This window comes from Sphingomonas sp. (genome assembly GCF_051962185.1).
In the GTDB taxonomy this organism is placed as follows: domain Bacteria; phylum Pseudomonadota; class Alphaproteobacteria; order Sphingomonadales; family Sphingomonadaceae; genus Sphingomonas.
This window is the reverse complement of sequence record NZ_JBQCCN010000218.1, coordinates 1-17,400: the sequence shown is the minus strand read 5'-3', so window position 1 is coordinate 17,400 and position 17,400 is coordinate 1. Positions and strand designations below refer to the sequence as shown.

Here is a 17,400-nt window from a genome sequence, read left to right as displayed (position 1 = left end):
AAACTCGCTATTGGTGACGAGGCAGAGGCGCCGGTCCGGCACCGAAGCTTGCCGGTGTCGGCCAGAACGTAAAGGGGTGTGGCGGAGCGGGAGGGATTCGAACCCTCGATACGCTTTTGACGTATACTCACTTTCCAGGCGAGCGCCTTCGACCACTCGGCCACCGCTCCGCATTGCCAGGAAGCGCCGCCCTAGAGATACGCGCTCCGCCGCGCAAGCGCTTGCCGGAACAGGCGCGGCTGTGGCAGCCTCCGTTCCCATGCCGATCCTGCTCTCGCTCGCCCTCGCGCTCGCCGGCCAGCCCGCCGCCGCTCCCCAGACCAATCCGGCCGCCAAGGCGCCGCTCTCGCCGACCGAGATCGCCAATCAGGCGCCCGCCGCGTCGTGGCGCGCGATCCCCGACGAGGACATCCTGATCTTCACGCTCGCCAATGGGCGCAAGGTGATCCTCCAGCTCGCGCCGGCATTCGCGCCGCAGCATGTCGCGCGGATGCGTATCCTCGCCAACAGCCATTGGTGGGACGATACCAGCGTCTATCGCATCCAGGACAATTACGTCGCGCAATGGGGTGACGTGACCGAGAAGAAACCGCTGCCCGCCGGCGTCGCCGACAGCGGGCCGGCGGAATATACCAGGGCGGGAGGACTGCCGGTGATCCGCATGACGCGGCCCGACAGCTTCGCCGCGATCGCCGGCTTCACCGCCGACGGCTGGCCGGTAGCGTCCGACGGCAAGAACAGCTGGCTGACGCATTGCTACGCGATGGTCGGGGTCGGCCGCGATCTCGCGCCCTCGATCGGGAGCAGCGCCGAACTCTACGCCGTCATCGGCCATGCGCCCCGCGCGCTCGATCGCAACATCGCGCTGGTCGGTCGCGTGATCGAGGGGATCGATGCCCTGTCCTCGCTGGAGCGCGGCACCGGCAAGCTCGGTTTCTATGGCGACCGGCAGAAGCCGACGCCGATCGTCAGCGCGCGGCTGGCCAGCGCTCTGCCGCCGGGCGAGCGTCCGCGTTTCGAATATCTTTCGCCCGCCAGTCGCGATTTCGCACGCTATTTGCACGCCCGGGAGAATCGCGAGCCGCCGTTCTTCACGGTGCCGGCGGGCGGCGCCGATATCTGCAACGTGCCGGTGCCGCTGCGTCGCAAGAGCTGACCGGCGCATCGCAAGACTTGAGGCAGGCGCACGAATTCTTGCCATGATCCATGCTGGTGGCGCCGCATTGCCGCCCCATATCGATTCTATAGCAAGCTGCCCGCGCGCCGCGGGAAACTCGGGAAATCGTGATGTTGTCGTTGATTACCATGGCGCTGGCGCTTGCCGGCCAGACTCCGCCGCCGGCTCCGTCGGTCGACGGCGTGTGGACCAATCCCAAGGGGACGGTCCAGGTGCGCACCGGGTCGTGCGGCGACAAGATTTGCGGCTGGATCGTCTGGGCGAGCCCGCAGGCGCAGGCAGATGCGCGCAAGAAGGGAGTCACCCAGCTGATCGGCACCGCGCTGCTCCGCGGCTACCGCGCCACCGATCGCGGGCATTGGTCGGGCGAGGTCTATGTCCCCGACATGCAGTCGAGTTTCTATTCGACGATCTCGATGATCGATGGCCAGACGCTCAACATCAAGGGCTGCATTCTCGGCGGATTGCTGTGCAAGGCCCAGATCTGGCGCCGCGTCGCCAGCCCGGCGTCGATGGCCGCGCGCTGAACCATTCCGGCTCCTAACTTCCCCTCTCCCGCATGCGGGAGAGGGCTATATTTGCGTATTAGAACTGACCATCCGCTTTCGCAGCAGCGAAGACCTTCAGCTCCCGACCCACTCCGCCACCTCGGCGGCGACTTGGTTGGCGGCCTGATTGAGCGCCGGGCCGACCGTCGTCGCCCCGATCGGGGCGCCCGGGACGCGCGCCTCGAACCCCTTCGTCTCGACCTTGGCGTCGCTGGTGCGCATCAGCGATCCGTCGAACGTCACCACCGCCTCGTGGCTCGTACCGTCGATCCCGAAATTGCGCAGGTCGCCCCACAGCCGCGCGCCGGGGTCGCTGAACGATTGCGCCGGCGACAGCGTGACGCGGCCGGTCTTGGCGGCGATCGTGTCGGACATCAGCCGCGCGAACAGCCGTTGCGGCGCTTCCACCCAGGCGGCGTCGGTGACATAGGCGATCTGATCGCCGGTCTGGACCGGCACGCGCGCCACCGCCAGCGCCTGCGGCACGGTCGGCACCTGGACGGTCACGGTCTTGGCGGTCGCCGAGCTCTGGGTCGATCCGACCGGCAGGCTGGCGGCCGGGTTGAGCGTCAGCAACACCTTGGGCGGCTTGCCGCCGAAGCTCAGGCAGCCTGCCAACGGCAAGGCCGGGAGCAGGGCCAGGAGCAGGGGAAACAGGCGCTTTGTCATTTCACTTGCCCTTGTAGTCGGGGAGCTTGGGGCTGCCGGCGATCGAGCCGACGCCGCCGCGATCGATCTTGTCCGCGACCGACGACAGCGATTGCGACATCTGCCGCAGGTCGTGGATCAGCTGGCCGAGCTCGGGAATGGTCTGCTTGGAGAAATTCTGCAGGCCCGGCCGCGCATCGCCGATCGCCGCATCGAGCGTATCCATCGAACGCTGGGCGGAGGCGACCGCCTTGTTGAGGTTGCCGAGCGTCGGCTTGACGTCGTTGGAGAGCAGGCCGTTGGTCGTCGCCGCCAGATCGCCGATCTGCTGCGACGCGATGCCCGCCTTCTGGATCGCGATCCGCGTTTCGGCCAGCGTCGCGGCGATTTCCGGCCCGCGATCCGACAGCGCCTTGCTGAGCTTGTTGGTGTTGTCGAGTATGCCGGCGATCGACGCCTGGTTGCGGTCGCTCAAGAGACCGGTCAGCCGCTCGGTCAGCGTCGTCAGCCGCTCGAGCAATTGCGGGGCGTTGGACAGCAGGGCGCCGAGCCCGCCGGCGCGCGCGGGGATCAGCGGCACGCCCAGCGGGCAGGCGCTGTTGGTGCAGTCGATCAGCGGCCTGCCGGCTTGCGCACCGTCGAGCTGGACCGTCGACGGGCCGGTGAAGCTGCCCTGGATCGAGGCGGTGGTGCCGAGCAGGATCGGCGTCTTGTCGTCGACCGACACGCGCACGCGGACGAATTCGGGCGACTTGGCGTCGAGCTTGATATCCTGAACCTGGCCGATCGGCACGCCCGAGAAATTGACCGCCGATCCCTTGGCGAGCCCGTCGACCGATTGCTTGAACAGGATGTCGTACTCGCGCTTGCCCTCGGCGCCGAAGTGCGAGATCCACACCATGAAGATCGCGAGCACGGCGAGCAGGATCAGGACGATCCCGCCGACCAGCACATGGTTGGAACGCGTTTCCATCAGTCAGCCCCTGCCTTGCCCGCCGCCGCTTCCTGCGTCGCGACCGCCGCGCGACCGCGCGGTCCCTTGAAATATTCCTCGATCCACGGGTGATCCAACGCGATCAGCTCGTCGATCGTGCCGACCGCGATCACCTTTTTGTCGGCGAGGACCGCGACACGGTCGCAGATAGCATAGAGCGAGTCGAGATCGTGCGTGATCAGGAACACGGTCAGACCCATGGTCCGCTGCAGCGACAGGGTCAGCTCGTCGAACGCCGCGGCGCCGATCGGGTCGAGCCCCGCGGTCGGCTCGTCGAGGAACAATAATTCGGGATCGAGCGCCAGCGCGCGCGCCAGGCCGGCGCGCTTCTTCATGCCGCCCGACAGCTCGGCGGGATATTTGGGCCCGGCATCCGCGGGGAGGCCGGTCATCACCACCTTGTAGGACGCGATCTCGTCGAGCAACGTGGCGTCCAGATTGGGGTAGAATTCCTTGATCGGGACCTCGACATTCTCGGCGACGGTCAGGGTCGAGAACAAGGCGCCGCCCTGAAACAGCACGCCCCAGCGCTTGCGGATCTCGATCGCCTCGGTCTCCTCGCGGTCGAGCGTCGATTCGCCGAACACGGTGACTTCGCCCTCGTCGGGGGTCTGCAGCCCGATGATCGAGCGCATCAGCACCGACTTGCCGGTACCCGAACCGCCGACTACGCCCAGGATCTCGCCGCGACGGACGTCGAGGTCGAGATCCTCATGCACCACTTGCTCGCCGAAGCTGTTCTTCAGCCCGCGGACGCGGATTACGACATCGTCCTCCGCCATCAGATCCATCCGATCGAGGAGAAGAATACCGCGAAGAAAGCATCGAGCACGATCACCAGGAAGATGCCCTGAACCACCGCGGCGGTGGTGCGCAGGCCGACTTGCTCGGCGTCGGCCTCGACCATCATGCCCTGGAAGCAACCGGCGATGGCGATGATCGCACCGAACACCGGGGCCTTGATCAGCCCGACATAGACGTCGCTGATCGGTACCACTTCGCGGATACGCTGGACGTACGTGACCGGCGGGATGCCGAGCACCGCCCAGCACAGGATTCCGCCGCCGATGATCGAAATCAGCGCCGAATAGAAACCGAGCAGCGGCATCATGAACACGGCCGCCAGCACGCGCGGCACGACCAACGCCTCCATCGGCGACACGCCGATCGTGCGCATCGCGTCGATTTCCTCGGTCAGCTTCATCGTGCCGATCTGCGCCGCGAAGGACGAGCCGGAGCGGCCCGCGACCATGATCGCGGTCATCAGCACGCCCAGTTCGCGCATCGACAGGCGGCCGACCAGGTTGATGGTATAGACCTCCGCCCCGAACTGGCGGAGCTGGACCGCGCCTTGCTGGGCGATGACGATGCCGATCAGGATGCTCATCAGTCCGATGATGCCAAGCGCCGAGACGCCGACCACTTCGAACCGTTGTACCGTGGCGTTGAACCGGAAGCGCCGCGGCGGCACGAAAATGCTCTTGAAGATCGCGCCGAACGCCAGCGTGGTCGCGCCGAGAAAGCCGAGCAGGCCGACCATCGTCTTGAATGTCTGAATCGTCGCTTCGCCGATTTCGCCGAGCACGCGATAGAAGGCGGGGACGCGCTCACCGCGGATGCTGACCGGCTGGTCGGCCCCGCACACCTGGTCGAACAGATGCTGGCGATCCTTGCTCAACCCTTCGACGCTGGCGCCGGTGCGCTGGGCGAGGCGATGGATCGTCCAGGCGCCGATCGTGTCGAGCCGGTCGATTCCCGACAGGTCGATCCGCTCGACCTTGCCGTCATAGGTCGCCAGCCGATCGGGCAAGTCCCCGAGCGAGGCGAGCGACAGGCTGCCGGAAAAGCGGAGCGTGCCGCCGGCAGAATCGTCGGTGAAGGCGGCTGGAGCGCTCATCCGCAACTATCCATGGGCGATTACTTCTGGATCGGCAATAACATGTCGGCAAACTCCGGCATCTGTTTCGCTGATTCCGCAGGAGCGCGGGAAGGGTTCAGCTTTGCCGAGCCGGGCGCTAAGGCGGCGGCGATGCACCGGCTCGCGATCTACGACATGGACAAGACGATCACGCGATCGCCGACGTGGACGCCGTTCCTGCGCGCCTGGGCGCGGGCGCGACCGTGGCGGTTCGCGGCGCTGGCGGCGACGGTGGCGCCGGTCGCGCTTTATCTCGGCAAGCGGATCGATCGCGCGCGGCTGAAGGAAATGACGCAGCGGCTGGTGATGGGCCGGCGGGCGGCGAGGAACTCGGTCGAGCGAGTCGCCGAACGATTCGCCGCGCGGATCGTCGCCGGCAAGGTGTGGGACGACGCTCGCGCGCAAATCGCCGCCGACCGTGCCGCCGGCTATCGCGTAGTGATGGCGACCGCCTCGTACGATTTCTACGTCCGGCCGATCGCCGCGCAGCTTGGGATTACCGACGTCATCGCAACGCCCTCGACCGTCGAGAAGGGGCGGTTGGTGCCGCGCATCGCGGGCGAGAATTGCTATGGCGACGCGAAACTGCGGATGATCGAGGCGTGGTTGGCGGGCGAGGGGATCGCGCGAGGCGACGCGCAGGTCCGCTTCTACTCGGACCATGTCTCCGACGCGCCGACGCTCGCCTGGGCGGACGAGGCCTTCGCGGTCAATCCGCACGCACCGTTGCTGGCGCTGGCGGAGGAGAAGAGCTGGGCGGTCCTGCGCTGGCGGTAGAGCGGGGGGCGCGTGGCGAGGTACACGGCCGTCCATGCAAGCCATCGTCACCCCGGCCTTGTGCCGAGGTCTGCCGCGCCACAAATCATGCCGTCGGTGATCGTGAGAAAAGCCAGGCCGCCTGCTCATCCCGCCATCACGGCGCGCATTGCCTGTTGCCCGGCGGACCCCGGCACAAGGCGGGGGGACGGTTGGAATAAGGGCGAGTGCGTTCTCGATTGGCCGAAGAAGTGGCGACCGGCGACCGTCACGCGTCTACAGCAGCACATCCACCGTGTGGATCGCGAGCCCGACCAGCCCACCGACCAGCGTGCCGTTGACCCGGATATATTGCAGGTCGCGGCCAACCGCGTTCTCCAGCCGCCGGGTAATCGTCCGCGCGTCCCAACCGCGCACCGTCTCCGACACCAGCCGGACGATCGCGTCGCCGTAATCGGCCGCCGCCCCGACCGCCGCGCGGCGCGCGAAGCGGTTGATCGTGCTGGCGAGTTCGGCATCCTCCTGCAGCGTGGTGCCGAGCTGGCGCATCGCCTCGCCGAACCGACCGGCCAGCATCGCGTCGGGATCGCGCGCGATCTTGAGCATCGCCCCGCGCATCTGTTCCCAGATGCCCTGCCACCAGTCCGACAGCGCCGGATTGTCGAGCATCTCCGCCTTGAAGCCCTCGACCCGCTCGCGCATCGCCGGGTCGTGCTGCAAGTCGTGGGCGAGCTGCGCCAGGCCTTCCTCGGCCTTGGCGCGCAAGGGGTGGTCGGGCTGCGATGCCATGTCCTGGATCATCCCATCCAGCCCGGCGATGATCTTGTTGGCCAACGTCTCGTCGAGCCCGGTCCAGCGCATCAGCGAGCCGGCGCGCTCGTGCACCATCGCGCGGATCACCGGCTCGTTGGCGCTGAGCACCTTGGCCGACCATCTGATGATCCCGTCGAGCAGCGGCACGTGGCGATTGTCGGCGATCGCGGCGCTCAGCGCATTGCCCAGCAGCGGCGAGATTTCGAGCGAGCGCAGCCGCTGCGCCAGCGTCGCCCGGACCATCCCGCCCAGCCGTTCCTGGTCGAGCGCTTCGAGCATGTCGGCGGCCAGCCGCGACGCACCGCGCCGTAGCCGCCCCTCGGTCGCGCCCTTGGGGCTGGCCAGCCAGCGTCCCGCCGCGCCGGCGACGTCGAGCCGCCGCATGCGCCGCGCGACCACTCCGGGGATCAGGAAATTGTCGCGCAGGAATTGCGCCAGCGTATCGCCGATCCGATCCTTGTTGCGCGGCACGATCGCGGTGTGCGGGATCGGCAGGCCCAACGGGTGGCGGAACAAGGCGGTGACGGCGAACCAGTCGGCCAAGCCGCCGACCATCGCCGCTTCGGCGAAGGCGCGGACGAATCCCCAGGCCGGATGGCGCTCGCCGAGCGCGCGGGCGACGAAGAACAGCACCGCCATAGCGATCAGCAAGGATGTCGCGACCAGCCGCATCCGGCGCAGCGCGGGGGGCGCGGCGGCCGGGCCGGGAATGGGCAGTCGCGCCAGCTTCATCCGCGAAACAATCCCCCAAACGACGGATTGTTCAAGCCCGCGATGCGCCGAATCTCATTCGGCGGGGTGGGGCGCCTCGTCGCCATGATCATAGCCGATCGGCTTGACCTCGCGCGGGCGCTCCAGCACCGGCCTGCCGTCGTCGCCCGGCTTGTAGGTGAGCAGGACGCGACGCAGCCACGGACCTGCCCATTCCTCGATGCCGATCGCCAGGCTGAAGCTCGCCGGCACGATCAGCAGTGTCAGCGCGGTCGACAGGATCAGCCCGCCGATCACGACCGTACCCATCGGCGCCCGCCACGAGCCGTCGCCCGAAAGCGACAAGGCGGTCGGCACCATGCCCGCGACCATCGCGACGGTGGTCATGACGATCGGCTGCGCACGCTTGTGCCCGGCGTCCTCGATCGCGGTGAGGCTGGGGACGCCTTTGTTCATTTCCTCGAGCGCGAAGTCGATCAGCAGGATCGAGTTCTTGGCGACGATGCCGAACAGCATCAGCAGGCCGATATAGACCGGCATCGAGATCGGTTGGCCGGCCAGCCAGAGCGCGATCAGCCCGCCGAGCGGCGCCAGAAGCAGTGATCCCATGTTGACGAACGGCGGCAGGATGCGGCGGTACAGCAGCACCAGCACCGCGAACACCAGGAAGATCCCCGAGGCAAGCGCCACGAAGAAGTTCGTGATCATCTCGGCCTGCCACTTCTGCTGGCCGAGCGTCAGGCGAGTGATCCCCGTCGGCAGATTCTTGACCGACGGCAGCGCGTTGATGTCCTTCCACGCCTCGCCCGACACCAACGGCTTGCCGGTCTTGGGATTGAGGCCCAGGTCGGCGCCGATCGTGAGCTGGCGCTGCAGCTGGACGCGGTCGATCTTGCTGGGGCTGGCGCCGAAGCCGATATCGGCGACGCTCGACAGCGGCACCGAGCCGCCATTGCTCGTCGGCACCGGCAGATTCTGGATCGTCGACATGCGCGAGCGGGCATTTTGCTCGAGCGAGACGTCGATATTGACCTGCCGATCGCTGAGTGAGAATTTCGCCTTGTTCTGGTCGATGTCGCCCAGCGTCGCCAGACGGATCGCATTGGACAAAGCGGCAGTGGTGACACCCAGATCTGCCGCCAGGTCGAAGCGCGGCCGGATCACCAGTTCGGGCTGCTGAAGGTCGCCCTGCACGCGCGGCGCGACGACCGACTTCAGCTTCGACATCTCGGTGACGATCTTCTGCGCGGTATCGTTGAGCTGCTTCGGATCGGCGCCGCCCAAGACGATCGTCAGGTCGCGGCCGCTCGATCCCCAACCTTGCTGCGACCGGAAGGTCACCCGCGCGTCGGTGATCTGCGCCAGTTGCGGCGCCAGGTCGCGCTCGAACTTGATGCTGGTGATCCCCTTGTCTTTCTTGAAGATCGCCGTGACGCGGCCCGAGCCGACGCCGATACGGCTATAGGTATCCTCGACCTGGGGCTGCTTCTTCAACAGCGCGGCGACCTCGCCGACTTTCGCCTGCGTTTCAGCCAACGTGGTGCCCGGCACCATTTCGACATTGGCGGTGGAGGAGTCCTGATCCTGATCCGGCTGGAAGGTTTGCGGGATCATCATGAAACACACGATCGTGAGAAGGAACGAGAAGGCACCGATCCCCATCACCCATACCCGGTGATCGAGCGCCCACGCCCAGACGCGCTTGAACGACGACCGCGCCCAGCCCGCGTAATTCGTCTCGCCGAACCCGGTGGCCACGCCCAGCAGCAGGCCGACAAGGACGACGAGAACCAGCCCGAAGCCGAAGCCGAAGCCCGCGCCGAATACGGCAGCGAACAGGGCCAGGACGACGCTGCCGCCTGGCTGCATCATCAACGACAGCCCGCCCGCGAACAGCAGCAGCGCGAAGAGCGTCGGTACCGCCAGGTGGCGGAACCGTGTCCGGACGATCTCGATCCGGGCGCGGAACGCGCGCGAGGCACGCGTGTCGAGCGTCCAGTCCAGAATCCTCATATAGCCGTTCATCAGCCGGCCTTCGCCATGCGCGGCCTGGCCATGCGCCTTGAGGAAATAGGCGGCGATCATCGGCGTGATGAGGCGCGCGACGGCAAGCGACATCAGCACCGAGACGACGACGGTCAGGCCGAAATTCTTGAAGAATTGGCCGGGCACGCCGGGCATCAGCGCGACCGGGAAGAACACCGCGACGATCGACATGGTCGTCGCCAGCACCGCGATGCCGATCTCGTCGGCGGCGTCGATCGCCGCCTGATAGGCGGTCTTGCCCATGCGCATGTGGCGAACGATGTTCTCAATCTCCACGATCGCGTCGTCGACCAGCACGCCGGCGACCAGGCTGAGCGCCAACAGCGTCATCTGGTTGAGCGTGAAGCCCATCAACTTCATGACCCAGAAGGTCGGGATCGCCGAGAGCGGGATCGCCAGCGCGGAGATCGCGGTCGCCCGCCAGTCGCGCAGGAACAGGAACACGACGACGACCGCCAGCAGCGCGCCCTCGACCATCGCTTCGATCGCCGAGTGATATTGCTTCTCGGCATATTCGACGTTGTTGAAGATCAGCTTGAACTTGACCTTGGGATTGCGCGCCTGGAGGTCGGCCAGCTTCTTCTCGGCGCCATGGAACACGGCGATGTCCGACGCCGACTTGGCGCGCTGGAAGTCGAACGAGATGACCTGCGCGCCGTTGAGCTGGGACGCGCTGCGCTGCTCGGCGAAGGCGTCCACGACGGTCGCGATGTCGGTCAACCGAACCATCCGGCCGCCGCCGACCGAAATCTGGGTCTGGCCGAGCGTATAGGCATTCTGCGAATTGCCGAGCACGCGCACGGTCTGTTCGGAACCGGCGATCTCGGCGCGGCCGCCGGCTGCGTTCAGATTGACCTGACGCAGCTGAGCATTGACCTCGGACGCGGTGAGCCCCAGCGACTGGAGCTTGGCGGGATCGAGCTTGACGCTGATCTCGCGATCGACGCCACCATTGCGGTCGACCGTCGCCATGCCGGGCACCGACAGCAATTCCTTGGTGACGGTGTCGTCGATATACCAGCTCAGTTCCTCGACGGTCATGTCGCTGGTCACCGCGGCGTAGCTGGCGAGATCGTTGCCGCTGGTGTTGATGCGGATGACCTGCGGCTCGAGAATGCCATCGGGCAGGCTCGACCGGACCTGCTGGACCGCGCTGCGGATATCCTCGACCGCCCGGTCGATCGGGGTGCCGATCTGGAGCTGGACCGCGGTCTGCGAATTGCCTTCGGTCACGGTCGAATCGATCTCGTCGACTCCCGATACGCTGCGCAGCGCGGTCTCGACCTTCTGGGTGATCTGATTCTCTATCTCGGTCGGCGCGGAGCCGGGCTGCGAGACGATCACGAACACCATCGGGAAGTCGATGTCGGGGTCCTGGTTGACCGGCATCGTGAAGAAACTGAACAGCCCGGCGACCGTCAGCATGAAGAACAGGACCAGGCTCGGAACCGGATTTCGGATCGACCAGGCGGAGATGTTGCGGAAGCCCATGACTGGTGCCTTACTTACAGCTTGCCCGGAACCGGCTTGATCTTCTGGCCCGGCGCCAGGAACGCGCCAGCGGCCAGCACGACGCGCTCGTCGCCGTTCAGGCCCTCGACGATCGCGACGCCGCGGTCGGTGACTTCGCCGGTCTTGATCGGGCGGCGCTCGACCTTGTCGTCCTTGCCGACAATATAGACGAAATTGCCCGTCGCGTCAGTCTGGATCGCCGAGTTCGGCAGGAGCGGCGAGGTATTGGCACCGCCATAGATGCTCGCCGAGGCGAACCCGCCCGGCCGCAGGGCCGCGTTGTACGGAATCGCGATGCGGACGACGCCGCGGCGCGTCTGCGGATCGATGACCGGCGGCAACTGCCACACCTGGCCGGGGAACGACTGGCCGCCGCCGACCGGCGTGACCTCGGCGCGCGCGCCGACCGTGATGCCCTTGATATCGCTCTCGGCGACCTCGGCGCGAAGCTCCATCTCGCCGCCCTTGGCCATGCGGAACAAGGTGCCCGAGCCCGAGCTGATGATCTGGCCCGGCTCGACCGAGCGGGTCAGGACCAGCCCGGCGGCGGGCGCGCGGATGTCGAGCCGGGCGTTGCGCGCCTGGGTCTCGGCGAGGGTGGCTTGTGCCACCTTCACGCGGGCATTGGCCGCGTCGCGCGTCGCGACGAGCTTTTCCAGATCCGCCTTGGAAATGAAGCCGCGGCCGACAAGTGCCTGCGCGCGGTTCAATTCGCTCTGCGCGAGCGCGGCATCCGATTTGGCGACGGCGATCGAGGCGGCGAGGCTGCTCGCGGTCTGGACCTGGACCGAGCGATCGACCGTCGCCAGCACCTGGCCGGCGGCGACCCACTGACCGGGCTGGACCAGCACCGCGGTGACGCGGCCGCCTTCACCGGCGACGCCGACCGGCATGTCGACCCGCGCGGCGAGCGATCCCGTCGCCGACACCATGCGATCGACGGCATTGCGTCCCGGCGATGCCACCGACACGGTCGGCAAGTGGGCGTCGGACGAGCCGCTCGCCGCGCCGGCAGCCGGTCCGGCCGCGGGGCGCATCAGGACGAAGGCCAGGATCAGCACGACGATGATCGCGGCGACGCCGCCCAGGATCAGCCAGCGACGACGCGACGTCCCGGTCTCGTCGGTGAGCGCATACATCCCGCTCGACTCGTAATTCATGTCAGCCACGTCCCCATGTGCCCTGTGGTTGGAGGCGCCCCTGAGCCTCGCGTTGGAACTGTATTATAGAAATAAAGCACCGACCTCAAGAGGCTCGGTGCGTACCGGCGAATTATGGCTTTTTCGGCCCCTAATCGCAAGTTGCGCCCCCTTTTCGTGTCAGGAACGGTTGCATCGCTTCGCGCATGGGTAGACCTTTCGGCGCCGCCTTTGGGGAGGCGGTCCATGGAGGGAAAGCCGATGCCCGATCGATCGATTCTGGGTTGGCTGCTGATTGGCCTCGTCGCCGGCGTGCTGGGGAAGTTTCTCATGCCGGGCAAGGACCCCGGCGGATTCATCGTCACGATCCTGGTCGGCATCGCCGGTGCGTTGCTTGCCGGCTTCGTCGCGCAGACGATGAACCGGACGCTGGTCGGCGGATGGCAGAATTACGCGGCGGCGACTGCCGGCGCGGTGGTGCTGCTCGCCTTGTACCGCTTGGTGATCAGCCGCCGCGTGTGAGCGGCGGGTCGTTCAGCTTAATGTAGTCCGCCGCGTGGCAGATGCTTCGCAGGCGGAATGATCCGTCGTGTCTGGAGGACATCATGCGTTTGCTTGCCACTGCCGCCGTCATCACCCTGTCGTCGATCGCGATCACTCCCGCGCTCGCCCAGGTGACGCCCTCGGCGCCTGCCATTCTTGCCGACGGGACGGTGCTCGACGTGACCGCGACGGGCAAGACCACGCGGGTGCCCGATCTCGCCACGATCCGCGCCGGCGTCGTGACCCAGGCGCCGACCGCGGCGCGGGCGCTCGGCGACAATGCGCAGCGCAGGGCGGCGGTGCTCGCCGCGCTAAAGCAGGCGGGCATCCAGCCGCGCGACATCGCCACCGCCAACGTCTCGTTGCAGCCGCAATATCGCTATCAGGACAACCAGCCGCCGGTCATCACCGGGTATCAGGCGACCAACAACGTCTCGATCCGCTTCCGCGACATCGCCAAGTCGGGGGCGATCCTCGACGCGCTGGTGGCGCAGGGCGCGAACCAGATCGAGGGGCCTAGCCTGTCGCTCGACCAGCCCGACGCCGCGCTCGACGAGGCGCGGGTCGATGCCGTCAAGCGTGCCCAGGCGCGGGCACAGCTTTACGCAAAAGCCGCGGGACTGTCGGTGGCGCGCATCCTGACGATCAGCGAGGGCGCGGAGATCGCCGGCCCGCCGCCGCCGATGCCCGTCTATCGCATGGCAGCGGCCAAGGTCGCCGACACGCAGGTAATGGCGGGCGAAAGCGATGTGACCGCGACGATCACCGTCCGTTTCCTGCTCAAGTGACGAAAAAGGGGCCGCTTCCCGGCGGAAGCGGCCCCTTTGTGCCTGACGGCGGCGCCTCTAGCGGAGAACCCTGCCGCGGTTGATCAGGTTGAGGATCGCCAACAGGATGATCGCTCCGATCACCGAATAGATGAATGTGTAGACCGTGATGCCTTCGTTGATTCCGGCGCCGAACAGCAGATTGGCGATGACCGCGCCGACGATGCCGACCGCGATGTTGACGATGATTCCGGACCCGCCGCCGCGAACGATCAGGCTGGCGAGCCAACCCGCGAGACCGCCGACGACGAGCCAGATGATGATGGCTTCGAGCATGCAACCCTCCGGTTCTGCCCGGCCTGGGATGGCCGGGTCTGTCCAGGGTTACGACGCTTCAATGACTGGCTTTGTTCCGCTTCCGTTTTGACGATTCGGGCGGATTGTCGCGCTCAATACTTCTGCTGGCGCTCGTAGAGGCTCTTGTAATGCTGGATGCGCGTCACGCGCAGGCCGGGCATGCCCGACCGGTCGATCGCGCGCTGCCAGCCGGCGAATTCCTCGACGGTCAGGCTGTAGCGGTCGCACACTTCGTCCACGGTCAACAGGCCGCCGTTGACGGCGGCGACGACTTCGGCCTTGCGGCGCACGACCCAACGTGTCGTATCCGCCGGAGGCAGCGTTTCGAGAGTCAGCGGCTCCCCGAGGGGGCCGATCACCTTTGCGGGGCGGATTTTCTGGTTCTCAATCATTCACTACCTCGATTGGGGCGGGGGGCCCCCACACGCTCTGTCTATAAACGACCGATACCGGCCGGACTTGAACATCAATTGAAGCGTCTAGGTAAACGCGTCCTTCATTGTTGGCCCCATTCCACCATCCGCGCGGCGACGGTCGCATCGAACGCCCCGGAGGGCGGGAAGAAGGCCGAAGATTCAATCACTCGCGGGAAAAGTGTGGCCTGGGCCAACGCAGTCGGGCTCGCCGCCTGGCGCGCCGTCACCCCGACCATCAGGACGGCCAGGTCCGGCGGCAGCACCGTGACCGAGGCGTCATAGTCAAATCGGAGATAGCTCAGGTCCACAATCACTCGCTCGTGTTCGTCAGACTCGGCGGTCTACCCAATTTGCACTAAAGCTCCGTAAAGACGGGCGGACCGTTCCAGTCGACGGAACACACTTTCTTCATCGTCATGCCGGCCTTGTGCCGGCATCCACCGGGCCTCCGGCGCGAACGGAGAGGTTCCGGCTAGGACCGATAAGCAGGGGTTTGGCGGCACGGTGGACCCCGGCACAGGCCTGTCTTGAGCGCCGCCGCAGGCGGCGTCGAAAGGGCCGGGGTGACGGTGGGAAAGGCGGCCCGCTCCCTGCCTGCAACGCGGCAACGGAAACCAAACCTAGGAAAAATCCCGCGCGATCCCTATTGAAGCCCCGCAATCATGACCGAAGCCGATTTCCAACTGGGCCCCGACCTCGCGGGCAAGCGCATCGTCGTCGCCATGTCGGGCGGGGTCGATTCGTCGGTCGTGGCCGCGCTCGCCGCGCGAACGGGGGCGGAGACGATCGGCATCACGCTCCAGCTCTACGACCATGGCGAAGCGGTCGGGCGCGCGGGAAGCTGCTGCGCGGGTCGCGACATCCGCGACGCGCGCGCGGTGTGCGATCGCCTCGGCATCGCGCATTACGTTCATGACCACGAAAGCGCGTTCCGCGACGCGGTGATCGACCAGTTCGCCGACGAATATGTCGCCGGGCGCACCCCGATACCCTGCGTCCGCTGCAACATGGGACCCAAGTTCACCGATCTCTTCGCGCTCGCGCGCGACCTTGGTGCCGACTGCCTGGCGACCGGCCATTATGTTCGCCGCGTCGAAGGAGCCGACGGCGCCGAGCTTCACCGCGCCGCCGATCCGGCCCGCGACCAGAGCTATTTCCTGTTCGCGACGACGCGCGACCAGCTCGATTTCCTGCGCTTCCCCTTGGGCGGCCTGCCCAAGCCGCGCGTCCGCGAACTCGCCGCCGAACTCGGCCTCGGCGTCGCGGCCAAGCCCGACAGCCAGGACATCTGCTTCGTCCCCGATGGCGATTACGCCCGCCTCGTCAAGAAATTGCGCCCCGAAGCGGAAGCGGGCGGTGACATCGTCGATCTGTCGGGCCGCAAGCTCGGCGAGCACAAGGGGCTGATCCATTTCACCATCGGCCAGCGCCGCGGGCTCGAGATCGGGGGCAGCCCCGAGCCGCTCTACGTCGTGCGCCTCGATCCGGCGACTCGCAGCGTCATTGTCGGCCCGCGCGCCGCGCTCGGCGTGGCCTCGGCGCGGCTCTCCGAGATCAACTGGCTTGGCGGCGACTATGCCGGCCCGATGACCGCCAAGGTGCGCAGCCTGGCCAAGCCGGTGCCCGCGCGCCTCGCCGGCGACCGCGTGCTGTTCGACGATCCCGAATATGGCGTCGCGCCGGGCCAGGCGGCGGTGCTCTATGCCGGCGACCGCGTGCTCGGCGGCGGCTGGATCGAGGAGACCCAGGCGGCGGAGCCGGCGCTGGCGGCGTGACGTTCGGCGCCGAGGAGCGAAGCCCGGCCCTATCCGTGCCCGAGAACGATATCGGCGATCTGGCCTGCCCGGCCGACCAGGCGTCCCATCCAGGTAACGACCTTCCGCCCTCGCGGCGTAACGATCTCCATCGTGTGCTCGGATGCTCCGACGCCGAGATTCCTGTCTTTGGCGCGTGGCTTCTCGGCGTACAGCGCCTTGCCGTCGAGCAATTGATCGAGTTTGGCGGCGTCCGTGGAGGGCACGGGGGTCGTCTCCTCGGCAATGAGTTCGAACGGCACGTTGAGAAGACCTGGCCCTTGCTCGCCCATCGTGCTGATCTGCCAATGTCCTGTATCGTCGCGCCAGGCGATGGTACTGTATTCGTAGCTTAGATGATGCACCGCAAAGCCGCGGACGTAGATGATGCGGTCGCTGTGCGGCACGCGAACATCGTATTTCTGACGCAGTGCCAGGCTTTGCTGCGTTGCGTCGGCGAGCTGTTCCGCGGGCGCCGCGGAAGCCGATGCGGCGATGATCACCAGACCCAGAAATGTCGAGACCCGGCCCATGCGGCCGAGCCTAGACTATTCGCCCTTCGGAAAGAACCGCTCGATCACGCTCGACGCGAGCCGCGCCGGGCGCAGCGTTTCGGCGTCGATGCAACACCAGCTCGACTTGACCTCGGCCAGCACGTCCTCGCCGCGGCGGATCACCGTCTGATAGAAGGCGCGTGCGCCCTGAACCTTCTCGAGCAGGACGGTGGCGATCACCTCGTCGTTGAGGAAGGTCGGCTTGCGATAGGTGATCTCGTGCCTGAGCGCGACCCACAGCAAGCTGGTCACCGCCTCGGCCGGCGCGATCTTCTGCCAATGGCTGAGCACCGCGTCCTGCACCCACTTCAGATAGGAGGCGTTGTTGACATGCCCCATGAAGTCGATGTCGTCAGGATCGATGCCGATCGGGAAGTCGTGCGGGAGCGCGTGGTCGGTCACGTACGATAATATAGGCGAAGAGGCCGAAAATCGCCAGTTTTTGAGCGGGTGAGCGGACGCTACGGAAAGCTGGGATAGAAGTGGGAGGCAAAAAAATCCTCCCCGGAACGGGGAGGGGGACCGCTCGCGAAGCGAGTGGTGGAGGGGGCCCTCCACCGCTGGCCTTCCGGCAGGTTGCATCTTGGTCGCGGGCCCCCGCCACCCAGCCGCGGCGCGGCTTGGTCCCCCGCCCCCGTGCGGGGGGGATTTTTGGGCACTGCAACACAAACGGCCCATCCAGCCCGGTGACGCAGGGCCCGCCCCCGC

18 protein-coding genes and 1 tRNA gene are annotated in these 17,400 nt (G+C 66.8%); 6 read left to right on the top strand and 13 right to left on the bottom strand.

All coding sequences use genetic code 11. From position 1 onward, the window contains the following. Nucleotides 1–79 precede the first annotated feature (79 nt). Nucleotides 80–170: transfer RNA gene (locus tag ACTHJR_RS13905), tRNA-Ser, on the bottom strand. 89 nt (nt 171–259) lie between these two features. Between ACTHJR_RS13905 and ACTHJR_RS13900 the strand changes: the two genes are divergently transcribed. Both ACTHJR_RS13900 and ACTHJR_RS13895 read left to right on the top strand, forming a co-directional pair. Then, nucleotides 260–1,156 (top strand): peptidylprolyl isomerase, encoded by an 897-nt coding sequence (locus tag ACTHJR_RS13900; protein ID WP_440523830.1) that lies wholly within the window; start codon nt 260–262, stop codon nt 1,154–1,156. Nucleotides 1,157–1,287: 131 nt separating this feature from the next. Then, on the top strand, nt 1,288–1,704 hold the full coding sequence (locus ACTHJR_RS13895) for a DUF2147 domain-containing protein (protein ID WP_440523829.1): 417 nt from the start codon (nt 1,288–1,290) through the stop codon (nt 1,702–1,704). Between the two features lie 96 nt (nt 1,705–1,800). On the opposite strand, the gene ACTHJR_RS13890 is transcribed toward ACTHJR_RS13895, so the two are convergent. From ACTHJR_RS13890 to ACTHJR_RS13875, 4 genes are read right to left on the bottom strand one after another with little or no spacing between them, the layout of a single operon-like run. Further along, nucleotides 1,801–2,394 carry an ABC-type transport auxiliary lipoprotein family protein gene (locus tag ACTHJR_RS13890; RefSeq protein WP_440523828.1) on the bottom strand — a complete coding sequence of 198 codons (594 nt, stop codon included), beginning with the start codon at nt 2,392–2,394 and terminating at the stop codon, nt 1,801–1,803. Between the two features lies 1 nt (nt 2,395). Further along, nucleotides 2,396–3,346: an MlaD family protein gene (locus ACTHJR_RS13885; RefSeq protein ID WP_440523827.1), complete on the bottom strand. Its 951-nt coding sequence runs from the start codon at nt 3,344–3,346 to the stop codon at nt 2,396–2,398. Next, complete coding sequence (locus tag ACTHJR_RS13880) at nt 3,346–4,158, bottom strand: ABC transporter ATP-binding protein (protein WP_440523826.1); 813 nt, start codon at nt 4,156–4,158, stop codon at nt 3,346–3,348. The genes ACTHJR_RS13885 and ACTHJR_RS13880 overlap by 1 nt, the downstream gene beginning before the upstream one ends. Continuing rightward, nucleotides 4,149–5,264, bottom strand: a complete 1,116-nt coding sequence (locus tag ACTHJR_RS13875) for an ABC transporter permease (protein WP_440523825.1) — start codon at nt 5,262–5,264, stop codon at nt 4,149–4,151. The genes ACTHJR_RS13880 and ACTHJR_RS13875 overlap by 10 nt, the downstream gene beginning before the upstream one ends. A gap of 132 nt (nt 5,265–5,396) precedes the next feature. Between ACTHJR_RS13875 and ACTHJR_RS13870 the strand changes: the two genes are divergently transcribed. Beyond that, a complete protein-coding gene (locus ACTHJR_RS13870) occupies nt 5,397–6,062 on the top strand; it encodes an HAD family hydrolase (RefSeq protein ID WP_440523824.1) in 666 nt (221 codons plus the stop codon). A 255-nt stretch (nt 6,063–6,317) separates the two neighbouring features. Here ACTHJR_RS13870 and ACTHJR_RS13865 read toward each other — a convergent pair whose 3' ends face one another. Genes ACTHJR_RS13865 through ACTHJR_RS13855 form a run of 3 tightly spaced genes read right to left on the bottom strand, consistent with a single transcriptional unit; the run spans nt 6,318 to nt 12,283 of the window. Next, complete coding sequence (locus ACTHJR_RS13865) at nt 6,318–7,586, bottom strand: DUF445 domain-containing protein (RefSeq protein WP_440523823.1); 1,269 nt, start codon at nt 7,584–7,586, stop codon at nt 6,318–6,320. A gap of 54 nt (nt 7,587–7,640) precedes the next feature. After that, the gene (locus tag ACTHJR_RS13860; RefSeq protein WP_440523822.1) at nt 7,641–11,102 is read right to left on the bottom strand and encodes an efflux RND transporter permease subunit; all 3,462 of its coding nucleotides are present in this window, start codon (nt 11,100–11,102) and stop codon (nt 7,641–7,643) included. Nucleotides 11,103–11,116: 14 nt separating this feature from the next. Next, a complete protein-coding gene (locus tag ACTHJR_RS13855; protein WP_440523831.1) occupies nt 11,117–12,283 on the bottom strand; it encodes an efflux RND transporter periplasmic adaptor subunit in 1,167 nt (388 codons plus the stop codon). 240 nt (nt 12,284–12,523) lie between these two features. Here ACTHJR_RS13855 and ACTHJR_RS13850 point away from each other — a divergent pair, with 240 nt between their 5' ends. Then, entirely contained in the window at nt 12,524–12,784 is a 261-nt protein-coding gene (locus ACTHJR_RS13850; protein ID WP_440523821.1) for a GlsB/YeaQ/YmgE family stress response membrane protein, read from the top strand. Between the two features lie 83 nt (nt 12,785–12,867). Next, a complete protein-coding gene (locus tag ACTHJR_RS13845) occupies nt 12,868–13,593 on the top strand; it encodes an SIMPL domain-containing protein (protein WP_440523820.1) in 726 nt (241 codons plus the stop codon). A gap of 57 nt (nt 13,594–13,650) precedes the next feature. On the opposite strand, the gene ACTHJR_RS13840 is transcribed toward ACTHJR_RS13845, so the two are convergent. The 3 genes from ACTHJR_RS13840 to ACTHJR_RS13830 form a co-directional block, all read right to left on the bottom strand. Next, a complete protein-coding gene (locus ACTHJR_RS13840; protein ID WP_440523819.1) occupies nt 13,651–13,908 on the bottom strand; it encodes a GlsB/YeaQ/YmgE family stress response membrane protein in 258 nt (85 codons plus the stop codon). Nucleotides 13,909–14,021: 113 nt separating this feature from the next. Further along, complete coding sequence (sciP, locus tag ACTHJR_RS13835) at nt 14,022–14,321, bottom strand: CtrA inhibitor SciP (protein ID WP_440523818.1); 300 nt, start codon at nt 14,319–14,321, stop codon at nt 14,022–14,024. A 104-nt stretch (nt 14,322–14,425) separates the two neighbouring features. Continuing rightward, the gene (locus ACTHJR_RS13830; RefSeq protein ID WP_440523817.1) at nt 14,426–14,653 is read right to left on the bottom strand and encodes a hypothetical protein; all 228 of its coding nucleotides are present in this window, start codon (nt 14,651–14,653) and stop codon (nt 14,426–14,428) included. 354 nt (nt 14,654–15,007) lie between these two features. Here ACTHJR_RS13830 and mnmA point away from each other — a divergent pair, with 354 nt between their 5' ends. Next, complete coding sequence (mnmA, locus tag ACTHJR_RS13825) at nt 15,008–16,120, top strand: tRNA 2-thiouridine(34) synthase MnmA (RefSeq protein WP_440523816.1); 1,113 nt, start codon at nt 15,008–15,010, stop codon at nt 16,118–16,120. Between the two features lie 29 nt (nt 16,121–16,149). On the opposite strand, the gene ACTHJR_RS13820 is transcribed toward mnmA, so the two are convergent. After that, a complete protein-coding gene (locus ACTHJR_RS13820) occupies nt 16,150–16,641 on the bottom strand; it encodes a hypothetical protein (RefSeq protein ID WP_440523815.1) in 492 nt (163 codons plus the stop codon). Nucleotides 16,642–16,686: 45 nt separating this feature from the next. Further along, nucleotides 16,687–17,094: an acyl-CoA thioesterase gene (locus ACTHJR_RS13815; protein WP_440523814.1), complete on the bottom strand. Its 408-nt coding sequence runs from the start codon at nt 17,092–17,094 to the stop codon at nt 16,687–16,689. Nucleotides 17,095–17,400 lie beyond the last annotated feature (306 nt).

Coding starts and splice junctions, on each gene's coding strand:
- ACTHJR_RS13845 (WP_440523820.1), top strand. CDS start 12,868: ATGCGTTTGCTTGCCACTGCCGCCGTCATCACCCTGTCGTCGATCGCG.
- ACTHJR_RS13900 (WP_440523830.1), top strand. CDS start 260: ATGCCGATCCTGCTCTCGCTCGCCCTCGCGCTCGCCGGCCAGCCCGCC.
- ACTHJR_RS13870 (WP_440523824.1), top strand. CDS start 5,397: ATGCACCGGCTCGCGATCTACGACATGGACAAGACGATCACGCGATCG.
- ACTHJR_RS13840 (WP_440523819.1), bottom strand. CDS start 13,908: ATGCTCGAAGCCATCATCATCTGGCTCGTCGTCGGCGGTCTCGCGGGT.
- ACTHJR_RS13850 (WP_440523821.1), top strand. CDS start 12,524: ATGCCCGATCGATCGATTCTGGGTTGGCTGCTGATTGGCCTCGTCGCC.
- ACTHJR_RS13875 (WP_440523825.1), bottom strand. CDS start 5,264: ATGAGCGCTCCAGCCGCCTTCACCGACGATTCTGCCGGCGGCACGCTC.
- ACTHJR_RS13885 (WP_440523827.1), bottom strand. CDS start 3,346: ATGGAAACGCGTTCCAACCATGTGCTGGTCGGCGGGATCGTCCTGATC.
- ACTHJR_RS13865 (WP_440523823.1), bottom strand. CDS start 7,586: ATGAAGCTGGCGCGACTGCCCATTCCCGGCCCGGCCGCCGCGCCCCCC.
- ACTHJR_RS13890 (WP_440523828.1), bottom strand. CDS start 2,394: ATGACAAAGCGCCTGTTTCCCCTGCTCCTGGCCCTGCTCCCGGCCTTG.
- ACTHJR_RS13860 (WP_440523822.1), bottom strand. CDS start 11,102: ATGGGCTTCCGCAACATCTCCGCCTGGTCGATCCGAAATCCGGTTCCG.
- ACTHJR_RS13895 (WP_440523829.1), top strand. CDS start 1,288: ATGTTGTCGTTGATTACCATGGCGCTGGCGCTTGCCGGCCAGACTCCG.
- ACTHJR_RS13880 (WP_440523826.1), bottom strand. CDS start 4,158: ATGGATCTGATGGCGGAGGACGATGTCGTAATCCGCGTCCGCGGGCTG.
- ACTHJR_RS13855 (WP_440523831.1), bottom strand. CDS start 12,283: ATGAATTACGAGTCGAGCGGGATGTATGCGCTCACCGACGAGACCGGG.
- mnmA (WP_440523816.1), top strand. CDS start 15,008: ATGACCGAAGCCGATTTCCAACTGGGCCCCGACCTCGCGGGCAAGCGC.
- sciP (WP_440523818.1), bottom strand. CDS start 14,321: ATGATTGAGAACCAGAAAATCCGCCCCGCAAAGGTGATCGGCCCCCTC.